This is a genomic window from Micromonospora sp. LOL_014 (assembly GCF_048060245.1).
Taxonomy (GTDB): Bacteria; Actinomycetota; Actinomycetes; order Mycobacteriales; family Micromonosporaceae; genus Micromonospora_E.
In genome coordinates this window covers 15,571-34,662 of the sequence record NZ_JBHMIP010000015.1, presented here as the reverse complement: position 1 = coordinate 34,662, position 19,092 = coordinate 15,571, and the positions used below count along the sequence as shown (strand labels likewise).

Annotated in this window: 24 protein-coding genes, 1 pseudogene and 1 riboswitch; of the genes and pseudogenes, 12 read left to right on the top strand and 13 right to left on the bottom strand. The window is 70.8% G+C overall.

Features of this window, described 5'->3' with window-relative positions; genetic code table 11:
* The first annotated feature begins 32 nt into the window (after nucleotides 1-32).
* The 3 genes from ACFHW1_RS14990 to ACFHW1_RS14980 are packed head-to-tail and all read left to right on the top strand — an operon-like array spanning nucleotide 33 to nucleotide 1,872.
* On the top strand, nucleotides 33-371 hold the full coding sequence (locus tag ACFHW1_RS14990) for a PadR family transcriptional regulator (RefSeq protein WP_278167623.1): 339 nt from the start codon (nucleotides 33-35) through the stop codon (nucleotides 369-371).
* On the top strand, nucleotides 368-1,192 hold the full coding sequence (locus ACFHW1_RS14985; protein ID WP_416553603.1) for an ATP-binding cassette domain-containing protein: 825 nt from the start codon (nucleotides 368-370) through the stop codon (nucleotides 1,190-1,192). Before ACFHW1_RS14990 ends, ACFHW1_RS14985 begins: the two co-directional genes overlap by 4 nt.
* On the top strand, nucleotides 1,189-1,872 hold the full coding sequence (locus tag ACFHW1_RS14980) for an ABC transporter permease (protein ID WP_416590620.1): 684 nt from the start codon (nucleotides 1,189-1,191) through the stop codon (nucleotides 1,870-1,872). Before ACFHW1_RS14985 ends, ACFHW1_RS14980 begins: the two co-directional genes overlap by 4 nt.
* Before the next feature lie 15 nt (nucleotides 1,873-1,887).
* On the opposite strand, the gene ACFHW1_RS14975 is transcribed toward ACFHW1_RS14980, so the two are convergent.
* Both ACFHW1_RS14975 and ACFHW1_RS14970 read right to left on the bottom strand, forming a co-directional pair.
* On the bottom strand, nucleotides 1,888-3,195 hold the full coding sequence (locus ACFHW1_RS14975; protein ID WP_416553599.1) for an NAD(P)/FAD-dependent oxidoreductase: 1,308 nt from the start codon (nucleotides 3,193-3,195) through the stop codon (nucleotides 1,888-1,890).
* 156 nt (nucleotides 3,196-3,351) lie between these two features.
* Nucleotides 3,352-3,768: a CBS domain-containing protein gene (locus tag ACFHW1_RS14970; RefSeq protein ID WP_416553597.1), complete on the bottom strand. Its 417-nt coding sequence runs from the start codon at nucleotides 3,766-3,768 to the stop codon at nucleotides 3,352-3,354.
* A gap of 161 nt (nucleotides 3,769-3,929) precedes the next feature.
* Between ACFHW1_RS14970 and ACFHW1_RS14965 the strand changes: the two genes are divergently transcribed.
* The gene (locus tag ACFHW1_RS14965) at nucleotides 3,930-5,066 is read left to right on the top strand and encodes a PP2C family protein-serine/threonine phosphatase (RefSeq protein WP_416553595.1); all 1,137 of its coding nucleotides are present in this window, start codon (nucleotides 3,930-3,932) and stop codon (nucleotides 5,064-5,066) included.
* Between the two features lie 61 nt (nucleotides 5,067-5,127).
* Here ACFHW1_RS14965 and ACFHW1_RS14960 read toward each other — a convergent pair whose 3' ends face one another.
* From ACFHW1_RS14960 to ACFHW1_RS14940, 5 genes are all read right to left on the bottom strand, one after another.
* A complete protein-coding gene (locus tag ACFHW1_RS14960) occupies nucleotides 5,128-6,153 on the bottom strand; it encodes an aspartate-semialdehyde dehydrogenase (protein ID WP_416553593.1) in 1,026 nt (341 codons plus the stop codon).
* Nucleotides 6,154-6,278: 125 nt separating this feature from the next.
* Nucleotides 6,279-6,905 (bottom strand): GNAT family N-acetyltransferase, encoded by a 627-nt coding sequence (locus ACFHW1_RS14955; RefSeq protein WP_416553591.1) that lies wholly within the window; start codon nucleotides 6,903-6,905, stop codon nucleotides 6,279-6,281.
* A gap of 120 nt (nucleotides 6,906-7,025) precedes the next feature.
* Entirely contained in the window at nucleotides 7,026-7,337 is a 312-nt protein-coding gene (locus ACFHW1_RS14950; RefSeq protein ID WP_416553589.1) for a TraR/DksA family transcriptional regulator, read from the bottom strand.
* 706 nt (nucleotides 7,338-8,043) lie between these two features.
* Nucleotides 8,044-9,387, bottom strand: coding sequence for a M16 family metallopeptidase (locus tag ACFHW1_RS14945; RefSeq protein WP_416553585.1), 1,344 nt, complete (start codon nucleotides 9,385-9,387; stop codon nucleotides 8,044-8,046).
* On the bottom strand, nucleotides 9,384-10,676 hold the full coding sequence (locus ACFHW1_RS14940; RefSeq protein ID WP_416553583.1) for a M16 family metallopeptidase: 1,293 nt from the start codon (nucleotides 10,674-10,676) through the stop codon (nucleotides 9,384-9,386). Before ACFHW1_RS14940 ends, ACFHW1_RS14945 begins: the two co-directional genes overlap by 4 nt.
* 65 nt (nucleotides 10,677-10,741) lie before the next feature.
* Here ACFHW1_RS14940 and ACFHW1_RS14935 point away from each other — a divergent pair, with 65 nt between their 5' ends.
* Nucleotides 10,742-11,005 (top strand): hypothetical protein, encoded by a 264-nt coding sequence (locus tag ACFHW1_RS14935; RefSeq protein WP_416553581.1) that lies wholly within the window; start codon nucleotides 10,742-10,744, stop codon nucleotides 11,003-11,005.
* Nucleotides 11,006-11,043: 38 nt separating this feature from the next.
* On the opposite strand, the pseudogene ACFHW1_RS14930 reads toward ACFHW1_RS14935, so the two are convergent.
* Nucleotides 11,044-11,392, bottom strand: a pseudogene (locus tag ACFHW1_RS14930) (translocation protein TolB); the annotation flags it as partial.
* A 333-nt stretch (nucleotides 11,393-11,725) separates the two neighbouring features.
* Between ACFHW1_RS14930 and ACFHW1_RS14925 the strand changes: the two are divergent.
* Nucleotides 11,726-12,811 carry a 3-deoxy-7-phosphoheptulonate synthase gene (locus ACFHW1_RS14925; protein WP_416553579.1) on the top strand — a complete coding sequence of 362 codons (1,086 nt, stop codon included), beginning with the start codon at nucleotides 11,726-11,728 and terminating at the stop codon, nucleotides 12,809-12,811.
* Between the two features lie 106 nt (nucleotides 12,812-12,917).
* Here the strand turns inward: ACFHW1_RS14925 and ACFHW1_RS14920 are convergent, their stop codons facing one another.
* Complete coding sequence (locus ACFHW1_RS14920; protein WP_123600346.1) at nucleotides 12,918-13,208, bottom strand: GlsB/YeaQ/YmgE family stress response membrane protein; 291 nt, start codon at nucleotides 13,206-13,208, stop codon at nucleotides 12,918-12,920.
* A gap of 140 nt (nucleotides 13,209-13,348) precedes the next feature.
* Here ACFHW1_RS14920 and ACFHW1_RS14915 point away from each other — a divergent pair, with 140 nt between their 5' ends.
* A complete protein-coding gene (locus tag ACFHW1_RS14915) occupies nucleotides 13,349-13,561 on the top strand; it encodes a hypothetical protein (protein WP_278167595.1) in 213 nt (70 codons plus the stop codon).
* Between the two features lie 6 nt (nucleotides 13,562-13,567).
* A complete protein-coding gene (locus ACFHW1_RS14910; protein WP_416615622.1) occupies nucleotides 13,568-13,771 on the top strand; it encodes a hypothetical protein in 204 nt (67 codons plus the stop codon).
* A gap of 51 nt (nucleotides 13,772-13,822) precedes the next feature.
* Here ACFHW1_RS14910 and ACFHW1_RS14905 read toward each other — a convergent pair whose 3' ends face one another.
* Together ACFHW1_RS14905 and ACFHW1_RS14900 are read right to left on the bottom strand one after the other, a co-directional pair.
* Nucleotides 13,823-14,152 carry a hypothetical protein gene (locus ACFHW1_RS14905; protein WP_416553577.1) on the bottom strand — a complete coding sequence of 110 codons (330 nt, stop codon included), beginning with the start codon at nucleotides 14,150-14,152 and terminating at the stop codon, nucleotides 13,823-13,825.
* 3 nt (nucleotides 14,153-14,155) lie between these two features.
* Nucleotides 14,156-14,512, bottom strand: a complete 357-nt coding sequence (locus ACFHW1_RS14900; protein ID WP_416553575.1) for a DUF6158 family protein — start codon at nucleotides 14,510-14,512, stop codon at nucleotides 14,156-14,158.
* Nucleotides 14,513-14,663: 151 nt separating this feature from the next.
* Between ACFHW1_RS14900 and ACFHW1_RS14895 the strand changes: the two genes are divergently transcribed.
* Complete coding sequence (locus ACFHW1_RS14895) at nucleotides 14,664-15,098, top strand: hypothetical protein (RefSeq protein WP_416553573.1); 435 nt, start codon at nucleotides 14,664-14,666, stop codon at nucleotides 15,096-15,098.
* A gap of 25 nt (nucleotides 15,099-15,123) precedes the next feature.
* Nucleotides 15,124-15,453 carry a DUF3817 domain-containing protein gene (locus ACFHW1_RS14890; RefSeq protein ID WP_416553571.1) on the top strand — a complete coding sequence of 110 codons (330 nt, stop codon included), beginning with the start codon at nucleotides 15,124-15,126 and terminating at the stop codon, nucleotides 15,451-15,453.
* A 126-nt stretch (nucleotides 15,454-15,579) separates the two neighbouring features.
* On the opposite strand, the gene ACFHW1_RS14885 is transcribed toward ACFHW1_RS14890, so the two are convergent.
* The gene (locus ACFHW1_RS14885) at nucleotides 15,580-15,795 is read right to left on the bottom strand and encodes a DUF397 domain-containing protein (protein ID WP_416553569.1); all 216 of its coding nucleotides are present in this window, start codon (nucleotides 15,793-15,795) and stop codon (nucleotides 15,580-15,582) included.
* 246 nt (nucleotides 15,796-16,041) lie between these two features.
* Here ACFHW1_RS14885 and ACFHW1_RS14880 point away from each other — a divergent pair, with 246 nt between their 5' ends.
* Complete coding sequence (locus ACFHW1_RS14880; RefSeq protein WP_416553567.1) at nucleotides 16,042-16,923, top strand: helix-turn-helix domain-containing protein; 882 nt, start codon at nucleotides 16,042-16,044, stop codon at nucleotides 16,921-16,923.
* Nucleotides 16,924-16,970: 47 nt separating this feature from the next.
* Here ACFHW1_RS14880 and ACFHW1_RS14875 read toward each other — a convergent pair whose 3' ends face one another.
* Entirely contained in the window at nucleotides 16,971-17,507 is a 537-nt protein-coding gene (locus ACFHW1_RS14875; protein ID WP_416553565.1) for a DUF6232 family protein, read from the bottom strand.
* Nucleotides 17,508-17,980: 473 nt separating this feature from the next.
* Nucleotides 17,981-18,112, top strand: a riboswitch (cyclic di-AMP (ydaO/yuaA leader).
* A gap of 10 nt (nucleotides 18,113-18,122) precedes the next feature.
* Here ACFHW1_RS14875 and ACFHW1_RS14870 point away from each other — a divergent pair.
* Nucleotides 18,123-19,082: an NlpC/P60 family protein gene (locus ACFHW1_RS14870; RefSeq protein WP_416553563.1), complete on the top strand. Its 960-nt coding sequence runs from the start codon at nucleotides 18,123-18,125 to the stop codon at nucleotides 19,080-19,082.
* Nucleotides 19,083-19,092 lie beyond the last annotated feature (10 nt).

Here is a 19,092-nt window from a genome sequence, read left to right as displayed (position 1 = left end):
GCTATCTAGATGGCGCTGCTATCTTTCTGGCCGTGGATCAGGAACGGCGGGGCCAGTGGCTGCGCGGGGTGCTCGACCTCTGTGTGCTCGCGGCGCTGCACCGGCACGAGTCGTACGGTTACGAGCTGGCCCAGTCGCTGCAGGCGGCCGGGCTCGGGCCGATCAAGGGCGGCACCCTCTACCCCGTACTGCTCCGGCTGCAACGGACCGGCCTGGTCGACGCCCGATGGCGGGCCGGCACCAGCGGCCCGGCCCGCAAGTACTACCGGCTGACCGAGTCCGGTGCGCAGCGGCTGCGCCAAACCACCGCCGACTGGCGGTCCTTCGCCACCGGTGTCGACACGATCCTGCAGGAGGTGACCACCTCGTGAACCAGCAGACCTGGCTCGCCGCCCTGACCGGCGAGCTGCACCGACACGGCATCGACCGCGAGATGGCCGGGCACGTCGTCGCGGAGGCCGCGGCCCACCTGCATGACAGCGGCGAAGCACCATTGGCGGTCTTCGGCAACCCGGCCGACTACGCCACCGACGTGGCGCGCAGCGTCGGCGGGCCGGCTCAGCTCCCGCGCCGCGTCCACCCGGGCCCGGTCCGGCTCGACGTGCAGGACGTCACCAAGCGGTACCGCCGGCACGCGGTACTGGACCGGGTGCGACTCACCGTCCGGGCCGGCGAGATCGCCGCCGTGGTCGGTGCCAACGGCAGCGGCAAGAGCACCCTGCTGCGGGTCTGCGCCGGCCTGGCCAGCCCGGACAGCGGCCGGGTCCGGGTGTACGGCACCCTCGGCTACTGCCCGCAGTCCGGCGGCACCGGCGACTTCCTGCATCCGGACGAGCACTTCGCGCTGGTCGGTGCCGGCCGGCGGCTCAGCCGGACACAGTCACGTACCGCCGGACGGGCGCAGGCCGCGGTCCTCGACTGGGACGCCTCCGCCGCCGTCCAGGCCCGGCACCTGTCCGGCGGCACCCGGCAGAAGCTCAACCTGGCACTGGCCGGGCTCGGCGACCCGGACCTGCTGCTGCTCGACGAGCCGTACCAGGGCTTCGACCGCGGCACCTACCTGGACTTTTGGCACCAGGTGTGGCGCTGGCGCGACGCCGGCAAGGCGGTCGTGGTCGTCACCCACCTGCTGAACCAGCTCGACCGGGTCGACCTGGTGCTTGACCTGACCAGAACGGAGGCCGGTCGATGAGCCGGGTGCTCACCGTGGCGGAGATGACGTTGCGCGAGACGTCCCGGCGACGCGGCGTACTGGCGATCCTGCTGGTCTTTCCGCTCTGCTTCTACCTGGCCCGCCGGGGCGATTTCGCCGGGCAGTCGATCCGGTTCGTCTGCCTCGGGCTCGGCTGGGCGCTGAGCACGGCGGCGCTGTTCGCCGGCAACGCCAACCGTGATCTGGAGACCCGGCTGCGGCTGACCGGCTACCGGCCAGCGCAGTTGTGGACCGGCCGTCTGCTGGCGCTGTGGGCGGTCGGTGTGCTGCTGTCCGTGCCGTACTTCCTGCTGGTGCTGCTCGACCAGCCCGGTGTACGGCACGGGGCGATCGGCCTGATCATGCTGGTCATGGTCGCCGTGGCGGTGCCGTTCGGGCTGGCGATCAGCGCGGTGCTGCCCCGCGAGCTGGAAGGCACCCTGATCCTGCTGACCATCGTCGGGCTGCAGATGGTGATGGACCCGGCCAGCCCGGCCGCGCGGGCGCTGCCGTTCTGGTTCAGCCGGGAGATCGCCACCTACGCGATCGACCACACCGACAGCGGCTACCTCGACCGAGGGCTACTGCACGGCGCGGTCGTCGCGGTCACGATGGTCGCCCTGGTCGCGATCGCCACCGGGGTACGGCTACGCCGCCGACCCCACCTACGGTTCGGGTGACGGCTCCGTACCAGGTCAGCGGCCGACCGGGTGCACCAGCTCCGGCGACGCGGTGTCCAGCGGCACCGCCGCCGGCGGTACCAGACCCAGCTGCACACCCTGCCGCGACAGCAACGACTCCAACGTCCAGTCGGCCGCTATCCGGATCCGGTTGCCCGGGATCGACGCCAGGTGGTAGCCCCGGGTCACCGCCTTGGCCAGCGGGCCGGAGATCGGCACGTGCAACGGGTTCGCCGCCGCCTGCGCACCGCCGAGGTCGACCACGAACCCCAGGTCCTTGTGCCGGTACGGGCGGAACGAGCCGTGCCCGTACGACGCGGCGACGTTCTGCGCGGCCAGCTTGCCCTGCCGGACGGCGTGCTGGGCGGTCATCGGGGTGACCTCGCCCGGCCGGTTCGGGTCGGGCACCGCGGCGGCGTCACCGCACGCGTACACCTCCGGATGCTGCGGTACGGCGAGGAACTCGTCGACCACCAGCCGGCCCTTCAGGGTGGTCAGTCCCAATTCGTCCACCACCGGGTCGGGTCGCACCCCGACGCACCAGATCAGCGACCGGGTCGGGATGAACTCCCCGTCGGACAGATGCACCCCGTCGCTGGTCGCCTCGCGGACCGAGGTGCCGAACCTGGTCTCGACGCCCCGCGCGTCGAGGACCTTCTGCGCGGTGACCGACATCCGCTCGTCCAGCTCGGGCAGCACCCGGTCGGCCAGGTCGAGCAGCAGCCAGCGCACCTGCTGGCCGGCGAGCCGGGGATGCCGGCGGATCAGCAGGTCGGTGTCGGACACACAGTGCGCCGCGACCTCCGTACCGGTGTATCCGGCACCGACCACGACGAAGGTGCACCGGGCGGCCCGCTCGGCCGGATCGTCACTGAAGTCGGCGAGTTCGATCTGCCGGGTGAGGTGGTCGCGCAGGTAGAGCGCCTCCGGCAGGGTCCGGAAGCCGTGCGCGTGCTCGTTGACGCCGGGGATCGGCAGCAGCTTGTTGACGCTGCCGATGGAGACGATCAACCGGTCGTAGCTCAACTCGGCCCGGTCGCCCTCGCCGTCGACGTAGCAAATCCGCCGGTCCGGCAGGTCGATCTGGTCGATCTCGCCGAGCACCACCCGCACGCCGGGCAGGGTGTCCGGCAGCGAGACGGTGACCCGGCGCGGCTCCAGCACGCCCGAGGCGACCTCGGGCAGCAACGGCACGTACAGGAAGTAGTCGGTCGGGTTGATCAGGACGATCTCGGCGGACCCCCGGGCCAGCCGGGACAGGGTACGGGCAGCCTGGTAGCCGGCGAAGCCGGCACCCGCGATGACGATGCGTGGTCGCTTCATACTGATCTCCGATCGGGTGGGTGAGAGCGCAAGCAGGTGTCCCCTTGTCTGCCGGATCCGGGCGCCGAGGAGACCGGGCAGACCTGTCGGGGACACCCACCAGAGGGTTTCCGGTGCCGCTCACCGGGCCCGGTGGGCGCGGCGGCGGTCCGGTGGTCAGTTGTTCGGGTCGTCGGTGCTGATGTCGGCCAGCACCGAATCCGGTTCCCACTCGACGGCAAGGTCACCCATGGAGACGACGCCGACCAACCGGCCGTCGTCGACCACCGGCAGTCGCCGTACCGAGTAGGTCCGCATCAGCTCGGCGGCCGCGACCGCGTCGTCGTACGGCGACACGACCACCACGTCCTCGGTGATGATCTGGCTGAGCTGGGTCATCGACGGATCCATCTCGGATGCCACCGCTCGGACCGTGATGTCCCGGTCGGTCACGATTCCTTGGATATCGCTCCCGTTGGTGACGATGATGTCGCCGATGTCGGCATCCCGCATCTGCCGCGCCGCCGCCGTCAACATGTCATTCGCGTCCATGGTGAACGGCCGGGCCGTCATGAACTCTCCGACGGTCGTCATCGCGCACTCCTCTCGGTGTCGGCGCCGTCCTCGGGGTACCCGGGGTCGGGAGCGGAAAACCAGCGTCCTCCCCCGGTCGGTGGGATCGGCTACGCTCGCAGGTCGAAACGGCCGCGCCGGCACGAGGTGCACGGGCGGGCAGGCCGGGTAGGGAGCACGTCGTGTGGGCACGCCGGGTCAGCTGGCGTAAGCCTTCTTTGCCGGATTCGCGGGTGCCGCACCCGGCCGACCGGTCGTTGCTGCACCGCACCGAACGCTGGCGCGGGATGCCGCTGGCGTTGGCGCTGATCGCGGTCATCACCGTCATCGACGTGCTGACCCAGACAAACGCGGTCGTTCTCGGGTTCCTGTCGCTGGCCCCGCTGCTCGCCGCCGCCGTCGAGAAGACCCGACGGACCGCGCTGGTCACCGCGGTCGCCTGCGTCGTCGCGTTGGTCGCCGGGCTACCCAGCGGCATGTTCGGCAGCCTGGACCATCTGCTGCGCAGCAGTGTCGTCTTCGCGGTCGGCATCGTGTCGATCTACGTGGCCCGGTCTCGCAACCTGCGGGAGGCCCGGCTACGCCGGATGACCGAGATCGCCGAGGTCGCGCAGCGGGCGGTGCTGCGCGCACCGCCCCCGCAGCTGGGCGACGTCGCCCTGGTCGCCCGATATCTGTCCGCGTCCGAGGCGGCCAACGTCGGCGGTGACCTGTTCGCCGTCGTGGACAGCCCGTACGGGACCCGGATCATCATCGGGGACGCGTGCGGCAAAGGCCTGCAGGCGGTCCAGATGTCGGCCACCGTGATGGGTGCCTTCCGACAGTCCGCCTTCGTACAGCCGGAACTGTCCGCCGTCGCCGCCGATCTGGACCAGGCGGTGTACCGGGACGGGATAGGTACCGGGCAGCCGGCGCAATTCGTCACCGCTGCCCTGGTGCAGCTCACCGACGACACGCTGACCGTGATCAACTGTGGCCATCCGGCACCGGCGCTGCGGACCTCAGCCGGAACGCTGGAGATCCTGGAGCCCGGTGACCGGCACCCGCCGCTGGGGCTGCGCCGCGACGCGCCGGAGCCGGTCCGGGTGACCCGGCCCTGGCAGGTCGGAGACCGGCTGCTGCTCTACACCGACGGGTTGGTGGAGGCCCGCAACGGCCGCGGTGAGTTCCTCGCCCCGGACCGGGTGACCGCGTGCCTGGAACTGCCGGACCGGCGGGAGGCGCTGGACCGCGTCGTCACTGAGCTGCAGCGCCACGCCGGCGGCCAGATCAGCGACGACGCCGCGATGCTGCTCGCCGAACGGGTCGCCGCCGACTGACGACGACCCGCCCGGCGGTGCGGTGCGGACTGTTGCGGCACGGACTGTTGCGGTGCCGGGCTCAGGCCGCCGCGGTGATCAACAGCTCGGCGATCTGCACCGCGTTGAGGGCGGCGCCCTTGCGCAGGTTGTCGTTGGCACAGAACAGTGCCAGGCCGTGCTCGACAGTCTCGTCGACCCGGATCCGACCGACGTACGTCGGGTCCTGGCCGGCCGCCTGCAGCGGCGTCGGGACGTCGGACAGCGCCACGCCGGGCGCGTCGGCCAGCAGCTCGGCCGCCCGCCGCGGGTCGATCCGCCGGGCGAACCGGGCGTTGATCTGCAGCGAGTGGCCGGTGAACACCGGCACCCGAACGCAGGTCCCGCTCACCGGCAGCTCGGGGATGCCGAGGATCTTGCGACTCTCGTTGCGCAGCTTCTGTTCCTCGTCGGTCTCGTCGGAGCCGTCGTCGACGATCGAGCCGGCCAGCGGTAGCACGTTGAACGCGATAGGTGCGGCGAACGACCGGGGCGCCGGGAACTCCACCGCGCCGCCGTCGAAGGTCAGCGCCGCCGCGCCCTCGGCGACCTTGCGGACCTGCTCGTCCAGCTCGGCGACACCGGCCAGGCCGGCGCCGGAGACCGCCTGGTAGGTCGAGACGACCAGGCTGACCAGGCCGGCCTCGTCGTGCAGCGGGCGCAGCACCGGCATCGCCGCCATCGTGGTGCAGTTCGGATTGGCGATGATGCCTTTCGGGCGGTCGGCGGCGGCCTGCGGGTTGACCTCGGCGACCACCAGCGGTACGTCCGAATCCATCCGCCAGGCCGACGAGTTGTCGATCACCACGGCACCGGCCGCCGCGACCCGTGGCGCCAACTCCTTCGAGGTGGCCTTGCCAGCCGAGAAGAGCGCGATGTCCAACCCTCGGTAGTCGGCGGTGGCGGCGTCCTCCACGACGACTTCGCCGCCGCGCCACGGCAGAGTCCGGCCGGCCGAGCGGGCCGAGGCGAACAACCGCAACTCGTCGACGGGCACCGCCCGCTGCTCCAGCACCTGCCGCATGACGCCACCGACCTGCCCGGTCGCGCCGACAATTCCGATCCTCATGTCGCAACCCCGATCCTCATGCTGCGAAGGTTACCGACGGGCCGGGCCGGGCCGGAACCGAGTTGTCCGGCGTCACCTTCCGGCCCGTCGGCGTACCCTCACGCGATCAGGTCAGGTAGGAACGGTCAGTTCAGGTAACGGCGGGCCAGCTGCGGCTGCCGCCACATCGGCCAGAGCAGCGGTCCGCCGTCGGGCAGGTGGAACGGTGCCGCGGCGGTGAGCCGGTAGCCGAGCCGGGCATACAGGTCGCGGGCGCCGGGGCTGCTGGCCACTACGTAGGCGGCGCTGCCGGCGGTGTCGAAGATGGCGTGCCGGTGGTTCAGCAACGCCGTACCCAGGCCGTAGCCCTGCCGGTCCGGGGCGACCCCGAGGTACGCCAGGTAGTGGTGCTCGCCCACCGGGTGTCGTTCGGCGAGGGCGTTGTCCAGCAACCGGAACCGGTACGCGTACTCACCACAGGTGTCGTCGAGCAGCTGCTCGTACTCGACCGGGTTGGGCAGGATCAGGCTGCACGGACGCCACACCGCCACCGCGCTGTAATCCTCAGTGAGGTAGATACTGCCCTGGCGCAGCCCGTAGTCGATCAGCGCCGGACAGAACCGCTGGTATACCCGGCGACGGGCGACCGGGTCCGGGATCAGCCAGGACGACTCGGGGGTATCCAGAAATGCCTCCACCAGTGTCTTGGCCACTTGCGGGGTGTCGGTGTAGGTCGCGTAGCGGATCATCACCGACGTGTGGAGCTGGGGCATCAGCGCTCGCCTCTCTGCGGCACATTGCGGACACCCGGGTACAACGGACGACACACCGTCGCGGGTTCGAATGTATTTGCCCGCCTACCGACCGCGAGTCGGTAGGCGGGCAAATCGCGGTCAGCGCGTACAGGGTACGCAGTACCGCGCGTGCGGCAGGATCTCCAGCCGTTCCCGGGGGATGTCGCCGCCGCACCTGTCGCAGCGGCCGTAGCGGCCTGCAGCGATCCGGTTCAGCGCCTCGACGGTCTGGTCGTAGCCGCGCCGGGCGGCGACGACCAGCGCGGCCCGGGTGTGCGCTTCGCCTGGGTCACCGGTGTCGGCGGTGAGTTCGGTCAGCTGGGCCCGGTGCATGTCCAACTGGTCGGCCAGTTGCACCCGTACCTGTTCGATCCATTCGGTGCCGCGGGTGCCGTGCAGTTCGGTGCTCATCGGGTCTCCCCTCAACAACAGAAAAGGGCCGAAGCTGATCCGCTTCGCCCCTGGTGGCCGTCGTCGTGGTGGTGCGACGGCCGTCCGGAGGACCCCGGCCGGTGGGGCGCGGCAGGCCCGGCCGGCCGGCGGCGCCGGGCACGTCGGCGCCCGGCAGCACGACGCCCGGCACGTCGGCGCCCGGCAGCACGACGCCCGGCACGCCGATCGGAGCCGTGACAGTCACGGCTCCGTCGCGCTGCGCAGGGGTGATCATCCGGCAACCATATGACACCCTGACCGGAAAGCCAACACGTAAACCACCCAACCGGACACACCAGACTGGTCGCGCGGACCTGACGGCCCTGACGGATGCGATCTAGGAGGATCGTGGTCGATATACCGGCCAGATCCTTCTAGATCGCGGCGTGGGCTCGGGGCGCGACCCCGGACAGCGGGTTCGGTCCAGTCGAGGAGTACGCCCGGGAGTTCGCCGACCACGAACCGCAGCGACGCCTACCGTTCTGGCGGACCACACCCGCCATGCTGGTCGGCAGCCTCGCCGGGCTCAGCCTCGCGGTCAGCGCATTCCTGGCCTGCCGCTGAGGGCCGCTACTGGGCGGCGTACGTCATCGCGCTGCCGGGCGGCCTCGGGTCGGCCTGGTACGCGGGCGTACACCTGCTCCGCACCCTGCGCCTGCTGCGACGGCGCTGAGCCCGGTGCGGATCAGTCGGCGTCGTGCAGCTCCCCCAGGCCGGAGGCGGTCAGTTCGTCGCGGATCTTGGCCGCGTCGCCCTCCACCACCAGGGTCAGCCCTTCGGCCCGCAGGTGGGTGGCGGCGGCGGCGGAGACCTGCTCGACCGTCGCCGACAGCAGCTCGTCGCGCAGCCCGGCGTGGTAGTCGTCGGGCAGCCCGTGCACAACCAGCGTCGCCAGGGCGCTGGCGATCGCCGGCGGGGTCTGCAGCTCGACCGAGAGCTGGCCGGCCCGCCAGGACCGGGCCACCGCCAGCTCCTCCTCGGTCACCCCGTCGGCCTGGGTACGGGACACCTCACCGACCGAGTCGATCAGGGCGGGCGCGGTGACCCCGGTCTGCACACTGGAGCTGACCGCGAAGCGCCCGAACCGGCGGGACATCCCGAAGTCCGACCGGATGCCGTACGTGTAGCCGCGTACCTCGCGGATCAAGTGGTTGAGCCGCGACGTGAAGGCTCCACCGAGGACGGTGCTGGCCAGGGTCATCGGCACGTAGTCGGGGTGGGCCCGGTGCGGGGCCGGATGGCCGAGCCGCAGCGTGGACTGCACCGCGCCCGGCCGGTCGACCAGGATGATCCGCCGGTGGTCCCGCAAACTGACCGGCAGCGGCGGTCCGGGCTGTGACGGCGAGCCGGTCGCCCCGGCGAAGGCGGCCACGCCGAGCGCGTCCAGGTCGATCAGGTCCAGATCGCCGGCGACCAGCAGGGTGCCGGGTCGGGTGAACCACGCACGGTGGAAGTCGACGACGTCCGCCACGGTCACCGCCGCCACCGAGTCGGGGTCGCCGCCCATCGGCCGACCGTGCCGCTGGTCGGCACCGAACAGGTCGGCGCGCAACGCGGCTTCGGCCCGCGGCCCCGGGTTGGCCCAGTACATCCGCAGCGCGGTCGCCTCGTCGTCGCGGACCCGCTCAACATCGGACGGATCCAGGCGGGGGGTGCGGACCGCCTCGGTGAGCAGTTCGACGGCCGCGCCGAGCCGGTCGGTGCTGACCTGCACGCCGACCCGGAACGAGTCCCAGTCGGCGGAGATGGACAACTCGGTGCCGAGACCCTCCAGGACCAGGGCGTACGCGGCCGAGTCCCGGGTCTCGGTGCCCTCTTCGAGAGCCTTGGCGAGCACTCCGGCCAGCCCTTCCCGGCCGACCGGTTCCCGACCGGCGCCGGCGTCCAGCAGCAGGGTCGCCACCGCCAGCCGGTGGCCGGGCAGGTGGGCGGCGACGATCTCGCCGCCGGCCACGCTGCGCCGGATCACGTCCGGGAAACGGTACGGCCGGGCGGCGCCCGGTCCGGGCCGCTGCGCGATGATCGTCACTGGTCGCCCTCCGGCAGATAGCTGAGCTGGACCCGATTGTCCGGCCGCAACAGGCGTGCGGCCTCGTCGTTGACCGCCTCGGTGGTGACCGCCTGCCAGCCCGGCAGCCGGTCCCCGGCACGGGCCGGGTCACCGAACTGGGTGGCGTAGCGGCCGAGGGTGTCGGCCCGGCCCTCGAAGCTGGCGACCTGACGCCACCAGCCCGTGGTGAGCAGCGCCTTGGCCCGGTCGACCTCCGCGGCGGTGACGCCGTCGCGCGCCACCTCGTCGAGCACCTCGGTCAGGCCGTCGGCGAGCCGCTCGGCGGTCACCGTCGGCTGGGCGGTCGCGGTGATGATCAGCGGTGCGGGCGCATGCGCCAGGTCGACGCCGTACGCACCCAGGTAGTCGGGCTGCGCGATCCGGGCGCCGTCGGCCAGCCGTTGGTAGAGCCGGCTGCCCCGGCCACTGCCCAGCACGGTGCCGAGCACGGTCGCCACGTCGTACGCCGGGGTTCCGAACGGGTAGGTGCGGTAGGTCAGGTAGTGCCGGGCGGCCGGTACGTCGGCGGTGACCGTCTCGGTCACCGGGCCGGCCAGTGGCGTCGGCGTACGCCCGTCCGGTGCCGGCGGGATGTCGACCCGCGCGGCGATCCCACCGAAGTACTTGTCGGCCAGGCTGAACACCTCGTCGGCGTCGGTGTCGCCGACCACGGTCAGCACCGCGTTGTTCGGCGCGTAGTACATCTCGTGGAACGCCTGGAAGGTGGCCAGATCGGCGGCGTTGAGGTCGTCCATCGAGCCGATCGTGGCGTGGTGGTACGGGTGCCCCGGCGGGTAGAGCAGCGGCAGCAGCCGTAGCCAGGCGTCCCCGTACGGCACGTTGTCGTAGCGCTGCCGCCGCTCGTTCTTGACCACCTCGCGCTGGTTGTCCAGCGTCTCCTGGGTCAGCGCCGGCACCAGGCCGCCCATCCGGTCGGCTTCCAGCCACAGCGCGAGGGCCAGATGCTCGACGGGGACGGTTTCGAAGTAGTTGGTCCGGTCCGGGTTGGTGGTGGCGTTGAGCGAGCCGCCCGCGCCCTGCACCAACTTCATGTGCTCGGTCTTGGCGACGTTGACCGACCCCTCGAACATCAGGTGCTCGAAGAGGTGGGCGAATCCGGTCCGGCCGGCGGGCTCGTGACGCGAGCCCACGTCGTACCAGAGATTGACCGCGACCACCGGCGCGCTGGAGTCGGGGCTGACGACGACCCGCAGGCCGTTGTCCAGCCGGGTGGTCTCGATCGGCCAGGGGTACCCGTTGGGCGACATGCGCCCGACGTTATCCGATCGGGGCCCCGGCTGGCCGCACCGGGCCGGCCGGGTGCCGTCGAGGGTTGGCCGTTGCCATCAATGGCTCGACCGTTGCCGGCAAAGGTCGGCCGGCGCCATCGAGGTCAGCCGCGCGGCATGCTGCCCGACTGCGGACGCGGCTGCTCGCGCCGGTCGGAGTCATCCAGGATGGCTGCGGCCTGACGCACCGGGTCGTCACTGCCGGCCGCTTCCTCCTCCGGCAGCAGGTGACCGGCGCGCGATTCGATCCGCTCCGCCTCGGCTTCGCCGTCGGCTGCCGCCTGACCTGTGGTGGCGGCGCCCGGTGATGGTGGGCCGGTGAACGGGTCGTCGTCGGTGTCAGTGTTCAGGTGCCACGCTGCGACGAAAAGTGCAGCCGACCGCCGGCCGGGGAGAACGCCGGACCGTAGATCTCCGCCGACGACTGGCCGCTGATCCGCGGGAACGGCCCGATCCGATCGTCCGGGGTGATCAGGCAGATCTCCATGTTGCCGCCGTCCTCGGCGACGTACAGGTCGCCGCCCGGCGTACCGACGATGTTGTCGACGCCGGGCAGTGGCGGGGTGCCGAAACCAGCGAGTCGTCGTAGGCCAGATCGATTCGCTGGCCGAGCGCGTCGTACGCCCAGACCCGGTTGTCGCCCTGGTGGTGTACCAGCAGACGCCGTCGGCGTAGTGACATCCTTCTCCGCCGTGACGCTAGGTGTTGCTGGCGGCCACGGATGCCGGTCGTGGTTGACAGACGGTGAGAACCGGCCGAAGTCCGGTGGTTCCACCCGACTGCCGGGGCCCGGCCGGGGTGGCGCTCAGCGGCTGATCCGGTACAGTGTGCCTCGTGGTGCGCACGTATCGATGGTTTAGGCAGCCGGCCCTGGTGCCGGTGGCTCAGCCTTGACCTGACGTCACCCCACCAGAGCCGGCCAAGGGCAGCGGGCATCGAGCCCCCTGCCCTTTCGTATGCCAACGAGCAGCCGGCTTGGCTGGGGGCGCCGGCTCCCCAGGGAGACTGGCGGAAGGAACAGACACCACATGAGCATCTCCATCGGACGCGTCGCCGATCAGCGCATCGACCGGGTCGTCCCGCTCACCACCCCGGCCCTGCTGCACCACGAGCTGCCCCTCGACGACCAGCTCACCGCGCGGGTGCTGGACGGCCGACGAGCCGTCGCCGGCGTGCTCGACGGACAGGACGACCGGCTGCTGGTCGTGGTCGGCCCATGTTCGGTGCACGACCCGGCCGCCGCCCTTGAGTACGCGCACCTGCTCGCCGATGCCGCGCAACGGCACGCCGACGACCTGTTGATCGTGATGCGGGTGTACTTCGAGAAGCCGCGGTCGACGGTCGGCTGGAAAGGTCTGATCAACGACCCGGGTCTGGACGGATCCGGGGACGTCAACTCCGGGCTGCGGATCGCCCGCTCGCTGCTGCTCGAGGTGCTGCGGGCCGGGCTGCCGGTGGGCTGCGAGTTCCTCGACCCGATCACCCCGCAGTACATCGCCGACGCGGTGACCTGGGGGGCGATCGGCGCCCGCACCGTCGAGAGTCAGGTGCACCGACAGCTGTCCTCCGGGCTGTCCATGCCGATCGGCATGAAGAACCGCCCGGACGGCAGCGTCGCCACCGCGGTGGACGCCATCCGGGCCGCTGCCGTGCCGCACGTCTTCCCCGGCATCGACATGTCCGGGACGCCGGCGATCCTGCACACCCGGGGCAACGCCGACTGCCATCTGGTGTTGCGCGGCGGTGCCGGTGAGCCCAACTACGACGCCGAGTCGGTGGCCGCCGCACTGGGTCTGCTGCGGGCAGCCGGACTGCCGCGGCGGCTGGTCATCGACGCCAGCCACGGCAACAGCGGCAAGGACCACCGCCGGCAGCCGCTGGTCGTCGAGGACGTCGCCGGGCAGCTCGGCGCCGGGCAACGGGGCATCGTCGGGGTGATGCTGGAGTCGTTCCTGGTGGCGGGCCGGCAGGATCTGGACCCGACCAGGGAACTGGTGCACGGACAGTCAATCACCGACGCCTGCCTGGGTTGGGACCAGACCGCTCAGGTCCTTGGGCGGCTGGCGACGGCGGTCGGGGACCGCCGGGCGGCGCTGGCCGCCGCGCAGCGGTAGCCTGCCGCGCTCGGCTGCGGCCAGGCTGCGGAGCCAGGCCGCAGCCGGCGCACCGGCCTGCCCCGGGGCGGAGTCAGCGGGTGGCCAGGGCACCGGGGGCGTCGGGTCACCGGGTCGCGCGCCCCGGGGCGTCGGTCGGCCGGTGGCCGGCCACCCGCGCGGCGATCCAGACGAAGAACACCGCCAGCGCGACCTGGATCGCGTGTCGCAGCCAGTCGATCCCGGCGGTCTCGCCGATGCCCAGCCAGGCGGCAATCACCCCGCCGAGCAGGGCGGCGGCAATTCCGACGCCGATGGTCAGCCAGACAGAGATGTTTTGCCGGCCGGGTAGCAGCAGACGTCCCAGAGCGCCGATGATCGCGCCAGCGACGAGCGCCCACAAGATGGTACCGATCATGAGTCCACCTCCTGGCCCGAGCGTAGGTGCCCGGATCGGACCGAGAGGGCGGAACGCCGACGGTCGGCAGGATGAACCCGGCGGTCCGGTCGGTGCGTGGGGCGTCGTTTGCCGTGCCGCGGGCGGGGTAGCAGGCGGAGGTGACCGATGAGACGTCCCGTGCCGAGCTGTACGCACTGCTCGACGACATCTACCTCGGCAAGGAACGGGTGAGCCGGGCCGAGATCGCCCGCCGGGCGGTCGCCGCCGAGCTGCCCGCTCACCTGCTGACCAGGATCAATGCTCTGCCGGAAGGCGAATACGCCCAGGACGAGGCGGAAGAGGTCCTGCATTCATCTACGGAAGGTGCCTGATCACCGATGGACGAACACCAGAACCGGCCGGCCGCCGTACTCGGCCAGACCCCGGACGGCCAGCCACCCGAGGACGACCCGGACTTCGCCGGCGAGCACGACGACACGGCGGTCTCCCACGACATCATCGAAGGGACCGACCGGGACCGTGAGCCGGAGACGCCTCGCGGCTGGTCCGGGATGGAGAAGCCCGGGTTCACCGCCGACTGACAAGCAACCGGCGTTGCGGGCTGACGGTCAGCCGGCGTTGCGGGCTGACCGTCAACCGGCGTTGAGGTTGTCGGTGACCGCCCGGACCAGGCTGGTCAGCGTCTCGTCGGCGAGCCGAGTCAGTTGTTCGTGCGGCAGGTCGGAGTCCAGCTCCAGGCGGAGCATTGCACCGCCCGCCTGCACCGGGTACACCTGCACAACAGCCGTCCACGGGCCGCCCGCCGTCGCCCACCGGGCCTGCAGGTGGTCGCCGTGGACTGGTTCCGCCGGCACCTGGCGCAGCGGCCCCGGCAACCAGGCGGCCCTGCGGTCGGGGTCGGTCGCGGTGCCGAACGCCACCTCAGGGGGCGCGGAGACACCGCGTTCGGCGTACGCGGGCACGACCTACTCCCCGTGCCGCAACCGGGCGGCATCGACCTCTCGGCCCGGGTGCCGGGTAAGGTACTCGGTCTCCAGGTCGGCGGTGCGGTGCAGATGGTTGGCCAGCGCCGCGTCGGTGCCGTGCCGCAGCGTGTCCAGCCGGGTCCGGTGCAGGCTACCGATCTCGCGGAGCAGTTCGTCGTCGGCCAGCTCGACCGGGTCGATCCCGGTGTCGTCGACCCTGTCGACCCACGTCTCGGCTCCCGGTCCGGGCGGCGCCGACCAGGTTGGGGTGGCACCGGGCGGATGGTCCGGGCGGGGCTCGAAGGGCCGACCGGCCGCCGCCGGGGAGTAGCTGCCGTACCGCGCTGAATCCGTCATCTCCAGCCTCCGGGGAGTCGACGAGGCATTACCGTCGTAGGGTTCCCCGGCCGGTCGGCGGCAAACACCGGGCGGCGGTTTCCGGGCGGCCACGCATCTGACTACGACGGCTCGTCGGAGAAGCCGACGGGCGGCCGGTACGCTTCCCTGCATGCGGCAGCTGTGGACCCCGGTGTGGATCCTGCGGCACCTGGCGGCGGTGGCGCTGGTGGTGGGCTTCCTCGCGCTCGGCTGGTGGCAGATCAGCCGGGCCGCCGCCGGCAACACGCTGAGCTGGGCATACGCGGTGGAATGGCCGGTTTTCGCAGCGTTCGTGGTGTTTATCTGGGTCCGTGAGATACGGCAGGCCCACCGGGCGGTACCTGGCCCGGACAACGACACACCGGACAACGACTCGCCGAGGAACGGCACACCAAAGAACGCACCATCGCGGGAGGAGACGTTCGGCCGACCGGTACGGGTCCGGTCTGCCCCTGGCGTGACCGCCGCCCCCGGCCCGGACGACCCGGAGTTGTCCGCCTACAACAACTACCTGGCCTGGCTGAACGCGAATCCGCACGCCAGGGCCGGCGACTACCCGGGCTGACCGGAAGAGAAAGGGACGGACGACAGTGTCAGGCGCACTCACCCGGTACCGGCTGATCGCGTACGTGGTCGGCGTGGTGCTGATCCTGCTGATGGTGATCGGCATGCCGTTGAAGTACCTGTTCGACCGGGCCATCGTGGTCGAGACGGTCGGGCCGGCGCACGGGTTCCTCTACATGGTCTATCTGGTCGCCGCGTTCGACCTGGCCCGGCGGGCCAACTGGTCACTCGGCCGGATCCTGGCGATCATGCTGGCCGGGACGGTGCCGTTCGTGTCGTTCTACGCCGAGCGGGTGGTCAGCCGCTGGGCGAGCGAGCAACCGCGTACCGAGCCGGACAAGGTGTTCACCGGCTGAGACCGGGCGGGCGGTGACCGGTTGACGGTGCCCCGGCCGGGCCGGCACCGTCGTCGGGCCGACCCGGCCGGGGCGTACGGCCGACGTTGTCGGCGGCCGGGGAGCCGAGCCTCGTGCGGCGTCGGATCAACCCATCGTGTGGCCGCCGGAGCTGGTCGGCGCACCGGACAGCCCGGCGACGAATGCCGACCAGGCTGCTGCCGAGAATTCCAGGTGCACTCCGGGGTCGGTGGAGTTGCGCACCCCGACCGCCGAGCCGATCTCGGCTACCTCGACGCAGGTCGTCGCCTCGCAGCGGCGGCTCTTACGCCACGCCGGACCGGCAGTGCTGATCACAGTCACCTAGACTCCTTAATAAGGATAAATCGGTAAATTTGCCATCAGAGCACGCAGGCAATCGGGCGGACTGTATCAGTCCCCGATCTTGCCGACGCGACTGGGCGACACCGCGAAAACCCGGTGAAACCGCCGTTCGGACCATGCGGAGGGCCGGCCGTCCTTAGCAGACCTGACGGCGGCGGTGTAGCGTGCAACAGGGTGGCAACCAGCCAGGTGGCACTCTGCAAGGCACCCCCCCGGAGCGTTCCCATGCCTGCCCGACACCAGGGCCCGACCATCGGGCGTCGCCGGCTGCGTGCGGCGCTACGCCGGGCACGCGATGCCGCCGCGCTGACCCAGGACTACGTCGCCGCTCAAATGGACTGGTCGCTGTCGAAGCTGATCCGGATCGAGTCGGGTTCGGTCAGCATCTCGACCAACGACGTCAAGGCTTTGCTGGACCTGTACGGCGTACGCGACCAGCAGCAGGTGCAGGAGCTCGTCGAGCTGGCCCGGGCGGCACGACGGCGCGCCTGGTGGAGCGGCTACAAGGATCGGGTGCCGGCCGCCTACGCGGCCTACATCGGGCTGGAGGCGGAAGCGTCGGCACTGCGGTACTTTCAGCCAATCAGCTTCCCCGGCCTGCTGCAGACCGAGGAGTACGCCCGCGCGGTGATCCCGGCCGACGGCCCGCACCATGTACCGGCGGCCGAGATCGAAGGGCGGGTGCAGATCCGGCTGGCCCGCCAGCACGAGGTGCTCTTCGGCGCCGATCCGCCGCAGATCGAGGTGATCATCGACGAGGCTGCGCTGCGCCGGATGACCGGCGGCCCGCGGGTGCTGCGCGAGCAGCTCCAGCATGTGGCGAAGATGTCAGCGGCGCCTCATGTCACGGTCCGGGTGCTGCCGTTCGCCGCCGGAAGCAACACGGTGCTCGGGCCGTTCGTCATCCTGCACTTCGCCGACCAGGCCGACGCTGACGTGGTGTACGTGGAGAGCGCTCTGGTCGAGGAGGTCATCGACCGGGCCGACGAGGTCCGGCCGTACCAGCATGTCTTCGACCGACTACGGGCGGAATCCCTGTCGCCAGCCGACTCGGTGGCGATGCTGCACGACCTCGCCCGGCGGCTGGACGGGCCGGACGCGGGCTGATCGACGTCGACCAGCCCGCCGACGACCGCGACGGCGGCCGGGCCCGCTCACCGCTGGTCGGGCACCCACGGCTCGATGGTGACCGGCTCGGACAGACCGGCCAGCCGGGAGATCTCCCGAGCCCGCATCAACGCCCGGCTCACCTGGCCGTACTGGCGTTCGTCGTCGGTGCTGAACAGCAGCAACAGCAGTCCCTGGTGACGGCCCCATAGTTCGTACGCCCGCGGCCGCAACCGGTCGCCGAGCCAGGCGACCGCCACCGGCACGAACGCAGCCGCCAGCATGGCGAGGTAGACACCCGCGCTGACCTCGTCCAACCCGCGGGTGTAGCCGACGGTCACCGCGACCGCCGCCAGGGTCAGGGCGGTCACCGCGATCACCCGGCCGGTGAGCCGGTCGCGGGCGCCTCGCGCGGTCCGGAGTTCGGTGAGGTCGCGGACGGCGAAACGCCGGCCGGCCACGACGAACCATTCACCGGTCACGCAGATGCCGGGCTGCCGGTAGAAGGTCCGTCCGACACTGGAGCCGGACTGGGCGGGCACCGGGGAACCGCGTCGGGGTGGGGTCTGGCGAGTAGCACGCATAGCTGCCTCCGAAGGGCTCGTGCGGCGCTGACCTTGCGGGTCCATTGTGCAAACAGCTAGCTACTCGATGGAAGGTGGTCATTCTGCCACCTAGCAGAATGACGTACGGCAGGCCGCGTCCTGGATGGCGAATCAGACCTTTTGCGGCTATTCATCCGGATAGCTTACTGACGACAACCGCACAGACCGACTAATGACGCATTATTCGCAATTGATCAGACGCTGTCCAATGACGACGCGCCGGAGTCAACCGGTCACGCGAAGACAACAGGAATGTTGCCCAGAGCAGCCAACCGTCACATCCAGTAACTGTCAACGGGCTCCGGCCAGTTCCATGCCACGGATCACGATCGCAGCACTTTCCGCGTCGCAACCTTGCGGCTAAGTTGGACCAGCTGGTCCGGTCACCAGTCGCCGGGAAGCGGTGACGCCGGTCCAGTGCCGCCGAATCGCCGTCCTGAGATTATCTGACGTTACAAACAGTGATCTCACGGTTGCGATCCGGGGACCCATCGGCAACTGGGGTGAATCCGCGGTTCACCGCGGTAGGGCGAACTTCCCGCCCGAATCCGTCAGCTAACCCGGTAGGCGGCGAGGAAGAAGGGTTCTGCGTTCTTGTCAACAGCGCGGATTCTGCTGCGCACCCTGATGCTGGCCGGCGTAAGCCTCGGCCTGGTGGTACCGGCGACCGCCGCGACCGCCCAGCCGACGGTCAGCGAACTCACGCAGCAGATCGACGAGGAATCCGAAGAGCTGGCCAAGGTCGTCGAGTCGTACAACCGGCTCAGGGAGGAGGCCAAGGCCACCCGGGCGGCGGCCGAGGAGATCGACGCCAAGCTCGGCCCGCTGCAGGCCGAACTCGCGGCAGCGCAGACCGAGGTCGGTCAGATCGCGGTCAACGCGTACAAGACCGGCGGGTTGAGCACCGCGAGCGCCCTGCTCGACGGCACCTCCGGCAGCTTTATCCACCGGCTCGGCACCCTGGACCACCTGGCCCGGGACCGGCAGCAGCGGCTCAGCGAGTTCACCAGCACCCAACTGACCTACCTGGCCGAGCAGGAGAAGCTGCAGGCGGCACTGAAGAAGCAGGACGCCCAGGTCAAGGAGCTCGCCGACCGCAAGAAGAGCATCGAAGCGGACATCGACGAGCTGATGGACAAGCGGGAACGGGCCTACGGTGCCGCGAGCGAGACCGGCTCGTCGTACACCGGAACCGTCCCGTCGGTGTCCGGTGCCGCCGGCTCGGTCGTCGAGTTCGCGTACGGAGCCATCGGCAAGCCGTACGTCTGGGCTGCCAGCGGCCCGAACGGTTACGACTGCTCGGGCCTGACGCTTGCCGCGTGGCGTACCGCCGGCAAGAGCCTGCCGCACAACGCGGCGATGCAGTGGGACGTGGTCGCGAAGATCGACCGTGGCGCACTGCAGCCCGGTGACCTGGTGTTCTACAACGGTCTCGCCCACGTCGGCCTGTACGTGGGCGGCGGCCAGGTGATCCACGCACCCACCTTCGGCCGTACCGTCGAGCTGGCCAGCGTGGACATGATGCCGCCGTACGGCTACGGCCGGGTCCGCTGACCCGGTCGCT